Raw genomic sequence first — 14,632 nt, 5'->3', positions numbered from 1 at the left:
CAGGACAGTAGGTACCAATGACAACGCCCGCCATCTCTGGCGGGCGTTGGTCGTACTGCGAACCGGGTTCAGGCCGTGGCCAGCACCTGATCGTCGCCTGACTGATCCAGCTCGGCCTTTTGCTTGGCGCTGGCCTTGATGCGTGCACGCGACGGCGGCAGGCGGCGCAGCGTCTTGAGCGATTCGGCATCCTTGATGCCGATCGTGCGCTGGTCGACCGTGATCATGCCGATCTCGTTGAAGGCCGACAGCGTGCGGCTGACGGTTTCCAGCGTGAGACCGAGGTAGCTGCCGATCTCGTGGCGGGTCATGCGCAGGTTGAACAGCTTGCTGGAATAGCCCATTGCAGCAAAGCGGTCGGCCAGCGAGACGAGAAAACGTGCCACCCGCGCCTCGGCCGACAGGGCGCCGAGCATGCCGATCATCGTTTGTTCACGCACCAGCTCACGGCTCATCACGCCGTACATCATGTTCTCGAGCTCGTTGTGCACGCGCCCCAGCGCCGTCAGTTTCTTGAACGGCAGCAGGATCAGGTCGCAGTCGGACAGGGCCACCGCTTCGGACGCATAGTGGCGCGTGTGGATGCCGTCGACGCCGAGCATGTCGCCCTTCATCGGGAAGCTCAGCACCTGCTCGTTGCCGAATTCGTCGATCAGCACGGTCTTGAGAAAGCCCGAGTTGACGATGTACAGGGTGTCGAAGGCTTGCCCGATCGTGTGGACGCGCTGGCCGGTCTTGAACTGGACGTGCTGGAACAACAATTCTTCGGAGCTTACCGAGACACTGGCCTGGATGCGCAGCAGGTCGCAGACTTCCTTGAGATTGGACCAGAGTCGTCCCTGGCGCTGGCGACCGGCCTCCATCGGGGAATGCAGGGTCGGCTGGTTGGCGTTGCGTGGTTCTGACGGTGGCTGAGACTGCATGCTCTTCTCCGGTAAGAAACTCAGGGTTTGAGGCGACCCCGGCGGCAGAGCCGATGGTGACGCACATCTGCCATGCCATTGATTGCTAGCGGCTGACGCCGTGACTTGGATCGCGAGCAAGTCGAAACGGTGAATTCAGTATGCCAACACGAGCCCGGCAAGACTATCAGCGTTGCCTGAATATGTAGGTAGGACAGATGGTAGGTTTGTAGGAATATTCCTACCAGGCAGAGGTGTTGCCCGAATGGCGGAGAGGGTAAACAGGAAGTTCAGAACCTTGTTCCAGGACAAACGTGTCCATTGGTGCAGTTGTTGCGCAACATCGCATGATGGGCATGGCAGGGGGCCTGCATATCCCGTGCTCATGCTTTCATGGGCGAGAGCAGGCGGCGCGCGACAGCATACTGCACCATCTCCGAGAGTGAACTCATCCCCATTTTCTGCATGATGCGGGTTTTGTGGGTGCTGACGGTCTTGACCGAGAGGTGCAGACCATTGGCGATTTCTGTAATCGATTTCCCACCCACGAGATGGGAAAATACTTCAAATTCGCGGTCAGATAACTGCTTGTGGAGCAATTGCTCGCTGGGGGCCATTATGTTGAGGGCCAATTGCTCTGCCACTTCGGTACTGATATAGGGGCGCCCCGAGGCGACCTTGCGGATCGCGCCCACCAACTGCGTGCCTGCGCTCTCCTTGGTGAGGTAGCCTTGGGCGCCAGCCCGGATCGCGCGCACGGCGTACTGCTCTTCTTCGTGCATCGTCAGTATGAGGATAGCCAGTTTGGGCGCCTCGCTGCGCACCTGGCGGATCAGGTCGACACCACTGCGCCCGGGCATCGACAAGTCGAGCAGCAACAGATCGAAGCCGCCCTGGCGCACCAGGGCCAGCACCTCGAACCCGTTGGTTGCTTCGCCGACAATGTCAACTTCTTCGGCGCCTTCCAGGATACGTTTGAGACCTTCGCGCATGATCGTGTGATCATCGGCGATGACAATTCTGACCATTTCGATTCCTCACACATTAAGAGTTTTCCTACCCCGAAAACCGTTGTTCAATTAAACACGGTTTATCGGGGCAAGTCCTGCTATCAACACTGCGGGTTGCCCTGGTGTTCTTTTGTGCGAAGTACAGACCGGTCGCGTCTGGTTCAGACGGCGGGCTCGGCGATCAAGCGGTGTACGAGCACCGGCTTGGCGGTGTGCGACAGCACCTTGTTCGTGACGCTGCCCAGCAACAGCTGGTTCCAGCCGCTGCGACCGTGCGAACCCATGAAAATCAGGTCACAGCCTTGCTCGTCGGCGACCTCGACGATCTTGAGCGCCGCCGTATCGGAAAACGCCGTCAGGCAACGGTGCGCCAGATTGGCGCTGGCGCAAGAGCGCATGATCTTGCCCATGTACTCTTCGCCCATCCGGCGCATCTGGGCCGCGTAGTCTTCTTCGCTGGGGTAAGAGGGCGGGATGATTTCGACGTACACCGGGTACTGGTATTCGGGCGCGACGAACAGGGCCAGCACTTCGGCGCCCAACTGCTGGGCAAACTTGACGCCGGCGCAGGCGGTGTGCTGCGAGACGGCCGACCCGTCAGTTGTGATCAGAATTTTTCGGTACATGATGATTCTCCTCAGGGCCTCTCCATTCTGCCGACTGTATGCCGAATGGCCAGTGTTGAAAACGCAAAGTGTTGAGTTTGCTCAAACGTCGGGTAACCGTCCGGATGCGACACTTTCTCACGGAAAACAACAGCGCGATCACAAAATACAACACCTAGCATATAAAAACGATCAGGAATTGCACGTTTTAATTGTCGCGGAACTAAGTTTTCATGCCCATTTTGTTGCATTGCCTTCTCTTAGATTTACCTACGGCAACCACGCTGATACACTCGCAGGCAACACTAGTCCCATCGATGGACCCGGAGATGACCGGCACGATGGACGCAACACCCCCAGTATTGCAGAGCTGATTGCGAATTTATATTATGGAGAAGCAGGGATTATGACCAACGCCGCTGACGATTTCGACGCACTATTCGAGGAAGTGGCGGCGCAGCGCACCAGCGCTTCGCCAAGTCCTGCTACTTCCCCTGCAGCGCCTGCCCCCGCAGCCGCTGCCAGCAACGACGAGGACGATCTCGACTCGCTGTTCGACCAGGTGTCGGCCACCGCCGTGTCTGCAGCACCCGCCGCTGCACCAGCTGCCGCGCCTGCCGCGCCCGCTGTAGCGGCAAACACCGCCCCGGCCCCGGCCGCCGGCGAAGAGGGCAACGAAAACGGCGGCATGTTCGAGCGCCTCGGCGGCATCGTGCGCCTGCTGCACGACTCGCTGCGCGAACTGGGCTACGACAAGGCGCTCAATGAAGCCTCGTCGCAGATCGTCGATGCCCAGGACCGTCTCGAATACGTCGCCACGCTGACCGAACAGGCTGCCAACAAGGTCCTGAACACGCTGGACGAAGGCATGCCGGCCCAGGACGTGCTGTCGAAGCAATCGAAAGACATGGAACTGCGCTGGGGCGAACTGTTCGAAGGCAAGCTGAGCCTGGACCAATTCAAGGCCCTGGCCGGCGATTCGCGCCAGTTCGCTACCAGCGTGACGGCGGCCACCGAAGCCGAGAAAGCACGCTTGCTCGAAATCATGATGGCCCAGGACTTCCAGGACATCACCGGCCAGCTGATCAAGAAAGTGGTCAAGATCACGCAGGCCGTCGAGGGCGAGCTGGCCCAGCTGCTGCGCGATAATGCACCACCGGACATCAAGGAAAAGCTGGCGCAGAAGCAGGCAGTACCAGAGCCGCTGATGCAAGGCCCGTCAGTGCCGCAAGCGGCGCTGAACCAGGACAACGTTGACGATCTTCTTGCCGATCTGGGATTCTAATGGACGATATGCTGAAGGATTTCGTCGTCGAGGCGATGGATCTGGCGGTCAACGTCGAAGAGCACCTGCTGCGCCTCGAACGCGATCCCGACAACAAGGAAACCCTGAACGCGGTGTTCCGGTCGTTCCACACGATCAAGGGCGGCGCCGGCTTCATGGGCCTGCCTGCGCTCGTCGCAGCCTGCCACCTGACCGAAAACCTGTTCGATGCGCTGCGCACCGGCGCCGCGCCGGTCACGCCGATCGCGATCGAAGCAGCGCTGCAGGCATCGGGCTTCGTGGCCGACCAGCTGGGTGACCTGAACAACGGCACGCCGCCGGAAGGCCTGGCGCAGATGCCGGCCGACCTCGAACGCATCCTGATGGATGCGATCGAAGGTAAGGGCAACGCGGCGCCGGCGCCAGTTGCCGCGCCGGTGGTGCAAGCGCCAGTCGCGGCCGCGCCGGTTGCGGCAGCCGCCGCACCGGTCGTCGGCGACGATGGCCTGGACTGGGTTGGCATGTACAACACCCTGGTCCCGGCCGCCAGCGCCATCGACGGCGCACCAGCCGTTGCTGCGGCTGCCGTCAGCACCTCGACGCCAGCGCCAGCCGCTGCGCAAGCTGCACCCGCAGCCGCCACCCCGTCTACGGCAGTCGCCACCACGGCGGCCCCTGCACCCGGCGGTAAAGGCTGGGACGGCACCGAACGCCGCAACGATGCCAAGCCGGTCGCCAACGCACCGGCCAAGGACGAAAGTATCCGCATCGACGCGGTCAAGCTCGACGCGCTGCTCGAAGTGGCGGGCGAGTCGGTCCAGGCCGCGAACCAGGCTGCCGTGCTGCTCGAACGCCTGCAGCAGTTCAAGTTCGAAGGCCAGGCTGCGACGCTGATCGCCACGCTGGCCGAAACGCTGGAACGCGCATCGCGCTATTCGGCCGAACTGCAGCGCGCCACGCTGGCAACCCGCATGCAGCCGGTGGGCCGCCTGTTCCAGAAATTCCCGCGCCTCGTGCGCGAGCTGGCGAAAGACCTGGGCAAGGACGTCGAACTGACCATCGAAGGCGCCGAGACCGAAGTCGACCGCGTCGTCGTGGACAGCCTGTACGATCCGCTCGTGCACATGCTGCGTAACGCACTGGACCACGGTGTCGAGTCGCCTGCCGACCGCGTCGCCAATGGCAAGCCGGCCAAGGCCTTCATCCTGCTGAAAGCCTGGCAGGAAGCCAACAGCGTCATGATCGTGCTGCAGGATGACGGCAAGGGTATGGACCCGACCCGCCTGCGCAAGATCGCCATGGACAAGGGCCTGATCGGCGAAAACGGCGCGCAGAGCGACGAAGATGCCTACCAGCTGGTGTTCCTGCCGGGCTTCTCGACCAAGGAAGTCGCTTCCTCGGTCTCGGGCCGCGGCGTGGGCATGGACGTGGTCAAGACGGCGGTGGAGAAGAACCGCGGCGCCATCCGCATCGAATCGCAGATGGGCAAGGGCACGCGCTTTGCAATTCGCCTGCCGATCGAACTGTCGATCGTGCCGACGATGCTGGTGTCGACGTCGGGCGCGCAACTGGCGCTGCCGATGGCCGTCGTCGAGCGCGTCGTCGAGCTGCCGGACGAATTCGCCTGTGTCGGCGGCGCTCCGGTGCTGAAAGATCAGGGCCGTCCGCTGCCGGTGCGCTCGCTGGCGCTGGCGCTGGGCTACGAGGCCGGTTCCGAAAAGGTCGGCATCGTCATCAACGCACCACAACCGTACATCCTGGCGATGGAAGCGGTCGATGGCACGGCCGACCTGGTGATCAAGCCGATGACCGCGCTGTCGGTCGAAGGCATCACCGGTACGGCGCGCTCGGCCGAGGGTGAGCTGGTGCTGGTTGTGGGCCTGTCGTTCCTGATGGACGGCTGCCGCAGCAGTGTGCGTCTGGCAGCATAAGGCCGCATTAAGCAGTAGCAGCGTCGCTCGTCGACAAAAGCGCAGGGAAAAGCCCGGGTCACTGATCCGGGCTTTTTTTATTTGTGCATGGCAAACCCCTTGCAAACTTAATTTGCCGCATGTTATGGTCCTTGGCATAAACATGCGCTGCCCCGGCATGGTGCACCACAGCACAACTATGGCATAATCGAAAACCCGGCTGCCGGGTACCTGTCCCGGCGACCGCGCGCACCCCCTGTGCGCCCTCACACCGCATCAATGGACCGACCATGCAAAAAACGCTCTACGACAAACTCTGGGATTCCCATGTCGTGCGTGCCGACGCCGATGGCACCACCGTCCTGTATATCGACCGGCACCTGGTACACGAAGTGACCAGCCCGCAAGCCTTCGATGGTTTGCGCGACGCGGGCCGCGGACTATGGCGCACATCGAGCACGCTGGCCGTGGCCGACCACAACGTGCCGACCACCGACCGCGCGCAAGGGATCGCCGATCCCACCTCGCGCCTGCAGGTTGAAACGCTCGACGCCAATGCCAAGGCATTCGGTCTCACGTACTTCAATATGAACGACCTGCGTCAGGGCATCGTGCACGTGATCGGGCCGGAGCAGGGCGCCACGCTGCCCGGCATGACGGTCGTCTGCGGCGACTCGCACACGTCGACCCATGGCGCCTTCGGTTGCCTGGCGCATGGCATCGGCACCTCGGAAGTCGAGCACGTGCTGGCCACCCAAACGCTGCTGGCCAAGAAATCCAGAGCGATGCTGGTCAAGGTCGAGGGCGACCTGCGCCCCGGCGTGACCGCCAAGGACATCGTGCTGGCCGTGATCGGCCGCATCGGCACGGCCGGCGGTACCGGCTACGCCATTGAGTTCGGTGGCTCCACGATCCGCGCGCTGTCGATGGAAGGCCGCATGACGGTCTGTAATATGGCGATCGAAGCGGGCGCGCGCGCCGGCATGGTGGCGGTTGACGACACCACGATCGCCTACGTCAAGGACCGGCCGCTCTCGCCCACGGCCGACCAGTGGGAGCAGGCCGTGGCCTACTGGCGCACGCTGCACAGCGACGACGGCGCCGCATTCGACACGGTCGTCGAACTCGATGCGCACGACATCCAGCCGCAGGTCACCTGGGGCACCTCGCCCGAGATGGTGATTGCGATCGACGGCCGCGTGCCGGACCCGCTCGACGAACACGATCCGGTGCGACGCGGCGCCATCGAAAAGGCGCTGGTCTATATGGACCTGATGGCCGGCACACCGATCGACGAAGTGGCGATCGACAAGGTGTTCATCGGCTCGTGCACCAACTCGCGCATCGAAGACCTGCGCGCCGCCGCCGATGTCGTGCGCGGCCGCCAGCGCGCGCCCAACGTCAAGCTGGCGATGGTCGTGCCGGGTTCGGGCCTGGTCAAGGAACAGGCCGAGCGCGAAGGCCTCGACCAGATCTTTCTGGCCGCCGGCTTCGAATGGCGCGAGCCGGGCTGCTCGATGTGCCTGGCGATGAACGCCGACCGCCTGGAACCGGGCGAGCGCTGCGCGTCGACGTCGAACCGCAACTTCGAAGGCCGCCAGGGCCAGGGTGGCCGCACACACCTGGTATCGTCGGCCATGGCCGCCGCCGCAGGGATTGCGGGGCACTTTGTCGACGTACGCGCGCTCTGATGCGTTAAGGCGTATTGCGACCAATTCCACGACCATTTTCTCGTTCAGGACATCATGAAAAAAGCTCTCGCACTCTCCCTCGTCGCCATCCTGCTGGCCGGCTGCAACACCGTTTCGGGCATCGGCCGCGATGTCTCGAAAGTCGGCCAGGTCGTGACCGGCGCCGGCGGTAAATAAGGCCGACAAGATGGATAAGTTCACCGTACACGAAGGCCTGGTGGCGCCGCTCGACCGTGCCAACGTCGATACCGACGCCATCATCCCGAAGCAGTTCCTCAAATCGATCCGGCGTACCGGCTTCGGCCCGAACCTGTTCGACGAATGGCGCTATCTGGATCATGGCGAACCGGGGCAGGACAACAGCGCTCGGCCGCTCAATCCCGACTTCGTGCTGAACCAGCCGCAGTTTGCGGGCGCCTCGATCCTCCTGACGCGCAAGAACTTCGGCTGTGGCTCGTCGCGCGAGCACGCGCCGTGGGCGCTGCAGCAATTCGGTTTTCGCGCCGTCGTTGCGCCCAGCTTTGCCGACATCTTCTTCAACAACTGTTTCAAGATCGGCCTCTTGCCCATCGCTTTGACCGAAGACGAAGTCGAGGCACTGTTCCAGGCGGTCGGGCGCCAGCCGGGCTTCCAGCTGACGATCGACCTCGAACAGCAGCGTATCGGCACGCATGACGGCAGTCTGTCGTTCGGCTTTGCCATCGACGACTTCCGCAAGTACTGCCTGCTCAATGGCCTGGACGACATCGGCCTGACGCTGCGCCATGCGGAGGACATCCGCGCCTTCGAACAACGCCATCTCGCGGCCCAGCCGTGGCTGGCCAACGCGATCTGATCGCGGGCCAGGACAAGAAACCAAGACAAGAAACCAAGACGAGAAAGACGAGCATGAAGATTGCGATCCTGCCGGGTGACGGCATCGGCCCGGAGATCACCGCCCAGGCGGTCAAGGTACTCAACGCGCTCGGTGAGCGCTTCGAGATGGACACCGCAGCAGTGGGCGGCGCCGGCTACGCCGCGCACGGCCACCCGCTGCCGGACGGCACGCTCAAGCTGGCCAAGGATGCCGACGCGGTGCTGTTCGGCGCCGTGGGCGATTATAAATACGATGGGCTCGAGCGCGCGCTGCGCCCCGAGCAGGCGATTCTTGGCCTGCGCCGCGAACTGGGCCTGTTCGCCAACCTGCGCCCGGCCATCCTGTACCCTGAACTGGCCGGCGCCTCGACGCTCAAGCCCGAGGTGGTGTCGGGCCTGGATATCCTGATCATCCGCGAACTGACGGGCGATATCTACTTCGGCAAGCCGCGTGGCGTGCGCGAATGCCCGGACGGCCCGTTCAAGGGCCAGCGCGAAGGCTTCGACACGATGCGCTACGCCGAAGGCGAAATCCGCCGCATCGCCCACGTGGCGTTCCAGGCCGCGCTGAAACGCGACAAGCGCGTGACCAGCGTCGACAAGGCCAACGTGCTCGAAACGGGCCAGTTCTGGCGCGATATCGTCACCGACGTGCACAAGGAATACGCCGGCGTCGAACTGGACCACATGTACGTCGACAACGCCGCCATGCAACTGGTGCGGGCGCCGAAAAAATTCGATGTGCTCGTGACCGGCAACATGTTCGGCGATATCCTGTCGGACGCCGCGGCGATGCTGACCGGCTCGATCGGCATGCTGCCATCGGCCTCGCTCGATGCGAACAACAAGGGCCTTTACGAGCCGTCGCATGGTTCGGCGCCGGACATCGCGGGGCAGGGCGTGGCCAATCCGCTGGCGACGATCCTGTCGGCTGCGATGATGCTGCGCTTTACCTTTGGCCTCACCGAGCAGGCCGACCGCATCGACAACGCCGTCAAGCGCGTGCTGGCACAGGGTCTGCGTACACCGGATATTCACGAAGCAGGGTCCACCCGCGTGGGCACCGAAGAGATGGGCAACGCGGTCGTCGCGGCGCTCGGATAACACTGTAATCACACTGAAAGAAGACGATGAAATTAGTTGGTCTGGTAGGTTGGCGCGGCATGGTTGGCTCGGTCCTGATGCAGCGCATGCAGGAAGAGGGCGATTTCGACCACATCGAGCCGGTGTTCTTCACGACGTCGAATCCGGGCGGCGCCGCGCCGGCGATGGCGAAGAATGAACCCACCCTGAAGAGCGCGAGCGACATCGCCGAGCTCTCCAAATGCGAGATCATCATTTCCTGCCAGGGCGGCGACTACACGAGCGAGGTGTTCCCGCAACTGCGCGCGGCCGGCTGGAACGGCTACTGGATCGACGCCGCATCCACGCTGCGCATGAACGACGACGCGGTCATCGTGCTCGACCCGGTCAACCGCGCCGTGATCGACGCGGCGCTGGCGCGCGGCGTCAAGAACTACATCGGCGGCAACTGCACCGTCTCGTGCATGCTGATCGGCCTGGGTGGCCTGTTCGAAGCCGGCCTGGTCGAGTGGATGACGTCGATGACCTACCAGGCGGCATCGGGCGGCGGCGCGCAGCACATGCGCGAACTGCTGACGCAGTTTGGCACGATTAACAGCGCGATCAAGCCGCTGCTGGACAACCCGGCATCGGCCATCCTGGAAATCGACCGCACCGTGCTGGCCACCCAGCATGGTTTGTCGGCCGACGAAACGAAGCAGTTCGGCGTGCCGCTGGCCGGCAACCTGATCCCGTGGATCGACAAGGACCTGGGCAACGGCCAGTCGAAAGAAGAGTGGAAGGCCGGCGCCGAGACCAACAAGATCCTCGGTCGCGGCGCAGGCTTCGACACTAAACCGATTCCCGTCGATGGCCTGTGCGTGCGTATCGGCGCGATGCGCTGCCACTCGCAGGCACTGACGATCAAGCTGACCCGCGACGTGCCGCTGGACGAAATCAGCGACATCATCGCTTCGCACAATGGGTGGACGAAGGTCGTGCCGAACAACCGCGAAGCATCGATGCGCGACCTGTCGCCGGCCGCCGTGACGGGCGGGCTGACCATCCCGGTCGGGCGACTGCGCAAGATGTCGATGGGTGACGATTACCTGTCGGCGTTCACGGTCGGCGACCAGTTGCTGTGGGGCGCGGCCGAGCCGCTGCGCCGCATGCTGCGCATCGTGCTGGAGCGTTAAACGCCTTGCACACCGGGCTGGCTGCCTCGCGGCCAGCCCGTTATTTCCAATCCGTCATCGCCGGTTGCATTCATTGCAACTACCATGTCTGGTGGTTATCGAACCCCGTAAAGGCATGTCTCACAGGCCACAAAACACCCCGTTCCCCCTGCTGTAAACGTGCGCATCGCTTGCGTGCCCTAGAGCATGATGTTATGTTGAGACTCCGGGAAACCGTCTTTCCCTCGGCCAACTAACTCGCTGCTCACTATGCATTTTTCGGAACAATCTCAGCTCATGGCACCTGCGTTGAAAACCCTCACTGCGGCGATTGCCAGCGCAGTGTTCGTCACTTCCGCCGCCAGCGCGGCCGGGCTTGGAAAATTGACCGTGTTGTCGGCACTTGGCCAGCCACTGCGCGCCGAGATCGAACTGACGACCAGCGCCGGCGAAGATCCGGCCAGCATGGCCGTCAAGCTGGCCACGCCCGAGGCGTTCCGCAGCGCGAATATCGACTTCAATCCGGCACTGCTGTCGCTGCGTTTCGCCGTCGAGCAGCGCGGTGGCCGCCAGATCATCCGCGTCAATTCCAGCCAGCCGCTGAACGAACCGTTTGTCGACATGCTGCTCGAGCTGAAATGGAATAACGGGCGCCTGGTGCGCGAGTACACGTTCCTGCTCGATCCGGCCGAACTGCGCACGACGCAGCCGGCGCAGGTGGCCGGCAGCCCGGCGCCGCGCGCCGCGTCGCAGCCTGCGGCCGCAGCGCCTGCTGCTGCTGCTGCTGCTGCTGCACCAGCTGATACAGCCGAACGCGCACGAATTGCTGCCGCACGCGAAGGCGCCCAGCGCCAGGCCGCGCAGCGCGACGCGGCAGCTGCCGAAAGCACCTACCGTGTGCGTCGCGGCGACACGCTCAGTGGCATCGCCACCCGCGTGAAGCCAGCCGAGATTTCGCTCGACATGATGCTCGTGGCGCTGTACCGCGCCAACCCCGAGGCCTTCATCGGTAACAACATGAACCGCCTGAAGTCGGGCCAGATCCTGAGCGTGCCCGATAGCGATGCGCTGCGTGGTGGCGCCAGTCAGGGCGAAGCGCGCGGCGTGGTCGTCGCGCACGCAGCGGACTTTGACGCCTACCGCAACAAGCTCGCCGGCCAGGTTGCTGCCAGTACTCCCGGCAGCGCGCCGCAGGGCGGCCAGAGCGCAACCGGGCGCGTGACGGCGCGTGTCGAAGAACAGCCGACCGCCGCCAACGAAGCGCAGGACAAGCTGCGCCTGTCGAAGGCCACCGCAGGCGCCGCCGGCACGCCGCAGACCGGCACCGCCAGCGTCGAGGACACGCTGGCCAAGCAGCGCGAACTCGAACAGGCCGAGGCACGCGTCAAGGAGCTCGAAAAGAACGTCGGCGAACTCGAGAACCTGATGACGGTGCCAAGCCGCGCGGGCGCGGAAGCCGAGCAGGCTGCAGCGGCCCCCGTCGTGGCGACGCCGGCCAAGCCGGTCACGCATCCACGCCTGAAAAAACCGGTGCCGGCGCCGGAACCAGAAAAAGGCGTGGTCGATACGCTGCTGGACAATATGCTCTACATCGCCGCAGCGCTGCTGGTGCTGCTCTTGATCCTGTTCGGCATCGCGCAGCGTCGCAAACGCAATGCGAAGCCGGTGGTGCCGGTGCCGACCGAACCGTCGGTGCTGGGTGGGCAGGGCGCCAGCGCCCAGTCGCTGTTTGCCGAGAGCGGCGGCCAGAGCGTCGATACCAACAACAGCGTCTTCAATTCGAGCTTCGCGCCATCGGCCAGCCAGCTCGATACGAATGAAGTCGATCCAGTCGCCGAAGCCGACGTGTACATCGCTTACGGCCGCGACGCGCAGGCCGAGGAAATCCTGAAGGAAGCGCTGCGCACGCACCCGGACCGTCATCCCGTGCGTCTGAAGCTGCTCGAGATCTACGCCACGCGCAAGGACGCCCGCGCGTTCGAGGTGCAGGCGCGCGAGCTGCATATGCTCACGCAGGGGCAGGGCGACGAATGGGCGCACGCTGCGGCGCTGGGCCTGGGGATCGATCCGCAAAATCCGCTGTACGCAAACGCCGCGCCGGCACCGGCGCAAACGCCGTCGGCGCAGGAACGCAGCCAGCAGGCGATCCTGTCGCAGCAATACCAGGATGCGCTGCGTGCTGACGAGCCTTCCGCCATGTCGGGTACCAATGCGGGCGTCGTCGCTGGCGCAGCCGCTGCCGGTGCTGTCGACGCTGCGTCGGCGTTCTCGCTGTCGAAGGACGATGCTGATCACACCGCAACGCCGCATGCCGAACCGGTGCCAGCGCCACGCACTGACGACAACACGCTCGACTTCGACCTGGGTGGACTGGCTTTCGAGCCGGTTACGCACGACGAGACCCCGACGCCGGCGGCCACGCCCCGGCCCGACCCGGACGCGACTGCCGTGCCGGACCTCGACTTCGACATGCTGCCGCCGGCAGCGGCGGCCACGCCCGCATCGACACTGTCGACTGACGTCAACGACCTCGAATTCGACATGGACTTCGATGCGCCGCCTGCCGGGCAAGCCGCCGCTGCTACCCCGGCCACCCCGGCCGATCTGCGCGACGATTTCTCGCTCGACCTGACGCCGCAGCCGCAAGTGCAGGCCACGCCGGTCGACATGGCCGGTCTGGCCAAGGACTTCGACGGCTTGCCGTCGCTGCCGGCCAGCCCGGCGCAGCCGGCGGCTGCCGCGGCAGCGCCGAGCGATCCGCTGTTCGATCTGGATTCGATGGATTTCGGCGCACCGGTCACGCCAGCGACACCGGCACCGGTGAATGATCCGCTGCCTGCCGTGCGCGGTTCTTCGAATGCGAATGTGTCCGAAGATCCGCTGTTCGACCTGGACGCGATGGACTTCGGCCTGCCGGCCGAGCCGCGTGCTTCCGGCGGCGCGGAGCCGAAAGATTTTGCGGCGCGCCAGGACGATCCGTTCGACATGTTCGACCTGCCGGACACTCCGGCGCCCGTGCCGGCGCCCGAAGAATTGTCGGCGCGGCCGGTCAGCGATGAACCAACGCTGCAGCGCAACTCGCTCGACACGCTCGACTTCGACCTGGATCTGCCAGCGTCGGCCACGGCCGATGCGCCGCCGCCAGCGGCGTTCGATACCGATCCGGTCGATGATACGGCTGCAGCTCCGACACCGCTGTCGCCCGAGCACATGGAAATGGAAACCAAGCTCGATCTGGCCGTGGCCTACCAGGAAATCGGCGACAAGGAAGGTGCGCGCGAACTGCTCGATGAAGTCATCAAGGGCGGCAGCACCGAGCAGGTTGGCCGTGCCAGCGCGATGCGAGAGCTGCTGGCGTGACGCGGATTGTTCTGGGTGTCCAGTACATCGGCACCGGTTGGAACGGCTACCAAAAACAGCCGGAGCGCAATACGGTTCAGGACCGTCTTGAAATGGCGCTCGAGAAGTTCGCCTGCACGCCGCTGGCCACCACCTGTGCCGGTCGCACCGACACCGGCGTGCACGCGATCGAGCAGGTGGTCCATTTCGATACGGATCTGGTGCGCCCCACGCAAGCCTGGGTGCGCGGTGTGAATACCTTCCTGCCCGATTCCATTGTCGTGCGCTGGGCCAAAGAGGTGCCGCTGGGCGAGGACGGGCTGGAATTCCATGCGCGCTTTTCGGCCCGCTCGCGCACCTACCACTACGTGCTGTACAACCATCCGACGCCATCGGCGCTGCTGTCGAACCGCGCCGGCTGGATGTTCCGGCCGCTCGATGTCGAGCGCATGATCGATGCGGCGCGCCACCTGATCGGCACGCACGACTTCTCGGCGTTTCGCGCGTCGAGCTGCCAGGCCAAGACCCCGGTCAAGGACATGCACGAAGTGCGCATCGAGCGCCATGGCGACATCATCGTCTTCACGCTGCGCGCCAGCGCCTTCCTGCATCACATGGTGCGCAATATCGTTGGCTCGCTCGTGTATGTCGGGCTGGGGCGGCAAGAGCCGGACTGGATGCATGAGGTGCTCGAGAGCCGCTCGCGCGACGTGGCTGCGCCGACCTTCATGCCCGACGGCCTGTATTTCGCCAGGATCGAGTACGATCCGATGTGGAAGCTGCCGCAGGAAGCGGTCGCGCCGCTCCCCTGGTTGTAAG

12 protein-coding genes are annotated in these 14,632 nt (G+C 64.1%); 9 read left to right on the top strand and 3 right to left on the bottom strand.

The window, feature by feature from the left end; genetic code table 11:
• Positions 1 to 68: 68 nt before the first annotated feature.
• The 3 genes from AC56LY_RS13715 to AC56LY_RS13705 form a co-directional block, all read right to left on the bottom strand.
• On the bottom strand, positions 69 to 863 hold the full coding sequence (locus tag AC56LY_RS13715) for a Crp/Fnr family transcriptional regulator (RefSeq protein WP_499582047.1): 795 nt from the start codon (positions 861 to 863) through the stop codon (positions 69 to 71).
• 422 nt (positions 864 to 1,285) lie between these two features.
• Positions 1,286 to 1,930 carry a response regulator gene (locus AC56LY_RS13710; protein ID WP_499580367.1) on the bottom strand — a complete coding sequence of 215 codons (645 nt, stop codon included), beginning with the start codon at positions 1,928 to 1,930 and terminating at the stop codon, positions 1,286 to 1,288.
• 143 nt (positions 1,931 to 2,073) lie between these two features.
• A complete protein-coding gene (locus AC56LY_RS13705) occupies positions 2,074 to 2,538 on the bottom strand; it encodes a universal stress protein (protein WP_499580365.1) in 465 nt (154 codons plus the stop codon).
• Positions 2,539 to 2,923: 385 nt separating this feature from the next.
• On the opposite strand from AC56LY_RS13705, the gene AC56LY_RS13700 reads away from it, so the two are divergent.
• The 9 genes from AC56LY_RS13700 (at position 2,924) to truA (ending at position 14,631) form a co-directional block, all read left to right on the top strand.
• Positions 2,924 to 3,802: a protein phosphatase CheZ gene (locus AC56LY_RS13700; RefSeq protein WP_499580363.1), complete on the top strand. Its 879-nt coding sequence runs from the start codon at positions 2,924 to 2,926 to the stop codon at positions 3,800 to 3,802.
• Positions 3,802 to 5,712 carry a chemotaxis protein CheA gene (locus AC56LY_RS13695; protein WP_499580361.1) on the top strand — a complete coding sequence of 637 codons (1,911 nt, stop codon included), beginning with the start codon at positions 3,802 to 3,804 and terminating at the stop codon, positions 5,710 to 5,712. The genes AC56LY_RS13700 and AC56LY_RS13695 overlap by 1 nt, the downstream gene beginning before the upstream one ends.
• Before the next feature lie 269 nt (positions 5,713 to 5,981).
• A complete protein-coding gene (gene leuC, locus AC56LY_RS13690; protein ID WP_499580359.1) occupies positions 5,982 to 7,382 on the top strand; it encodes a 3-isopropylmalate dehydratase large subunit in 1,401 nt (466 codons plus the stop codon).
• Positions 7,383 to 7,436: 54 nt separating this feature from the next.
• Positions 7,437 to 7,559: a hypothetical protein gene (locus AC56LY_RS13685; RefSeq protein WP_258835162.1), complete on the top strand. Its 123-nt coding sequence runs from the start codon at positions 7,437 to 7,439 to the stop codon at positions 7,557 to 7,559.
• Between the two features lie 10 nt (positions 7,560 to 7,569).
• On the top strand, positions 7,570 to 8,217 hold the full coding sequence (gene leuD / locus AC56LY_RS13680) for a 3-isopropylmalate dehydratase small subunit (protein ID WP_499580357.1): 648 nt from the start codon (positions 7,570 to 7,572) through the stop codon (positions 8,215 to 8,217).
• 53 nt (positions 8,218 to 8,270) lie between these two features.
• Positions 8,271 to 9,341, top strand: a complete 1,071-nt coding sequence (gene leuB / locus AC56LY_RS13675) for a 3-isopropylmalate dehydrogenase (RefSeq protein ID WP_499580355.1) — start codon at positions 8,271 to 8,273, stop codon at positions 9,339 to 9,341.
• 26 nt (positions 9,342 to 9,367) lie between these two features.
• Positions 9,368 to 10,495, top strand: a complete 1,128-nt coding sequence (gene asd, locus AC56LY_RS13670; protein ID WP_499580353.1) for an aspartate-semialdehyde dehydrogenase — start codon at positions 9,368 to 9,370, stop codon at positions 10,493 to 10,495.
• Positions 10,496 to 10,783: 288 nt separating this feature from the next.
• Positions 10,784 to 13,834, top strand: a complete 3,051-nt coding sequence (locus AC56LY_RS13665; protein WP_499580351.1) for a motility hub landmark protein FimV — start codon at positions 10,784 to 10,786, stop codon at positions 13,832 to 13,834.
• The gene (gene truA / locus AC56LY_RS13660) at positions 13,831 to 14,631 is read left to right on the top strand and encodes a tRNA pseudouridine(38-40) synthase TruA (protein ID WP_499580349.1); all 801 of its coding nucleotides are present in this window, start codon (positions 13,831 to 13,833) and stop codon (positions 14,629 to 14,631) included. The genes AC56LY_RS13665 and truA overlap by 4 nt, the downstream gene beginning before the upstream one ends.
• The last annotated feature ends 1 nt before the right edge of the window (position 14,632 follow it).

The sequence above is a fragment of the Telluria sp. ZT3P25 genome (assembly GCF_059685895.1).
The sequence above is the reverse complement of the archived record's forward strand: the minus strand, read 5'-3'. Positions and strand labels throughout refer to the sequence as shown.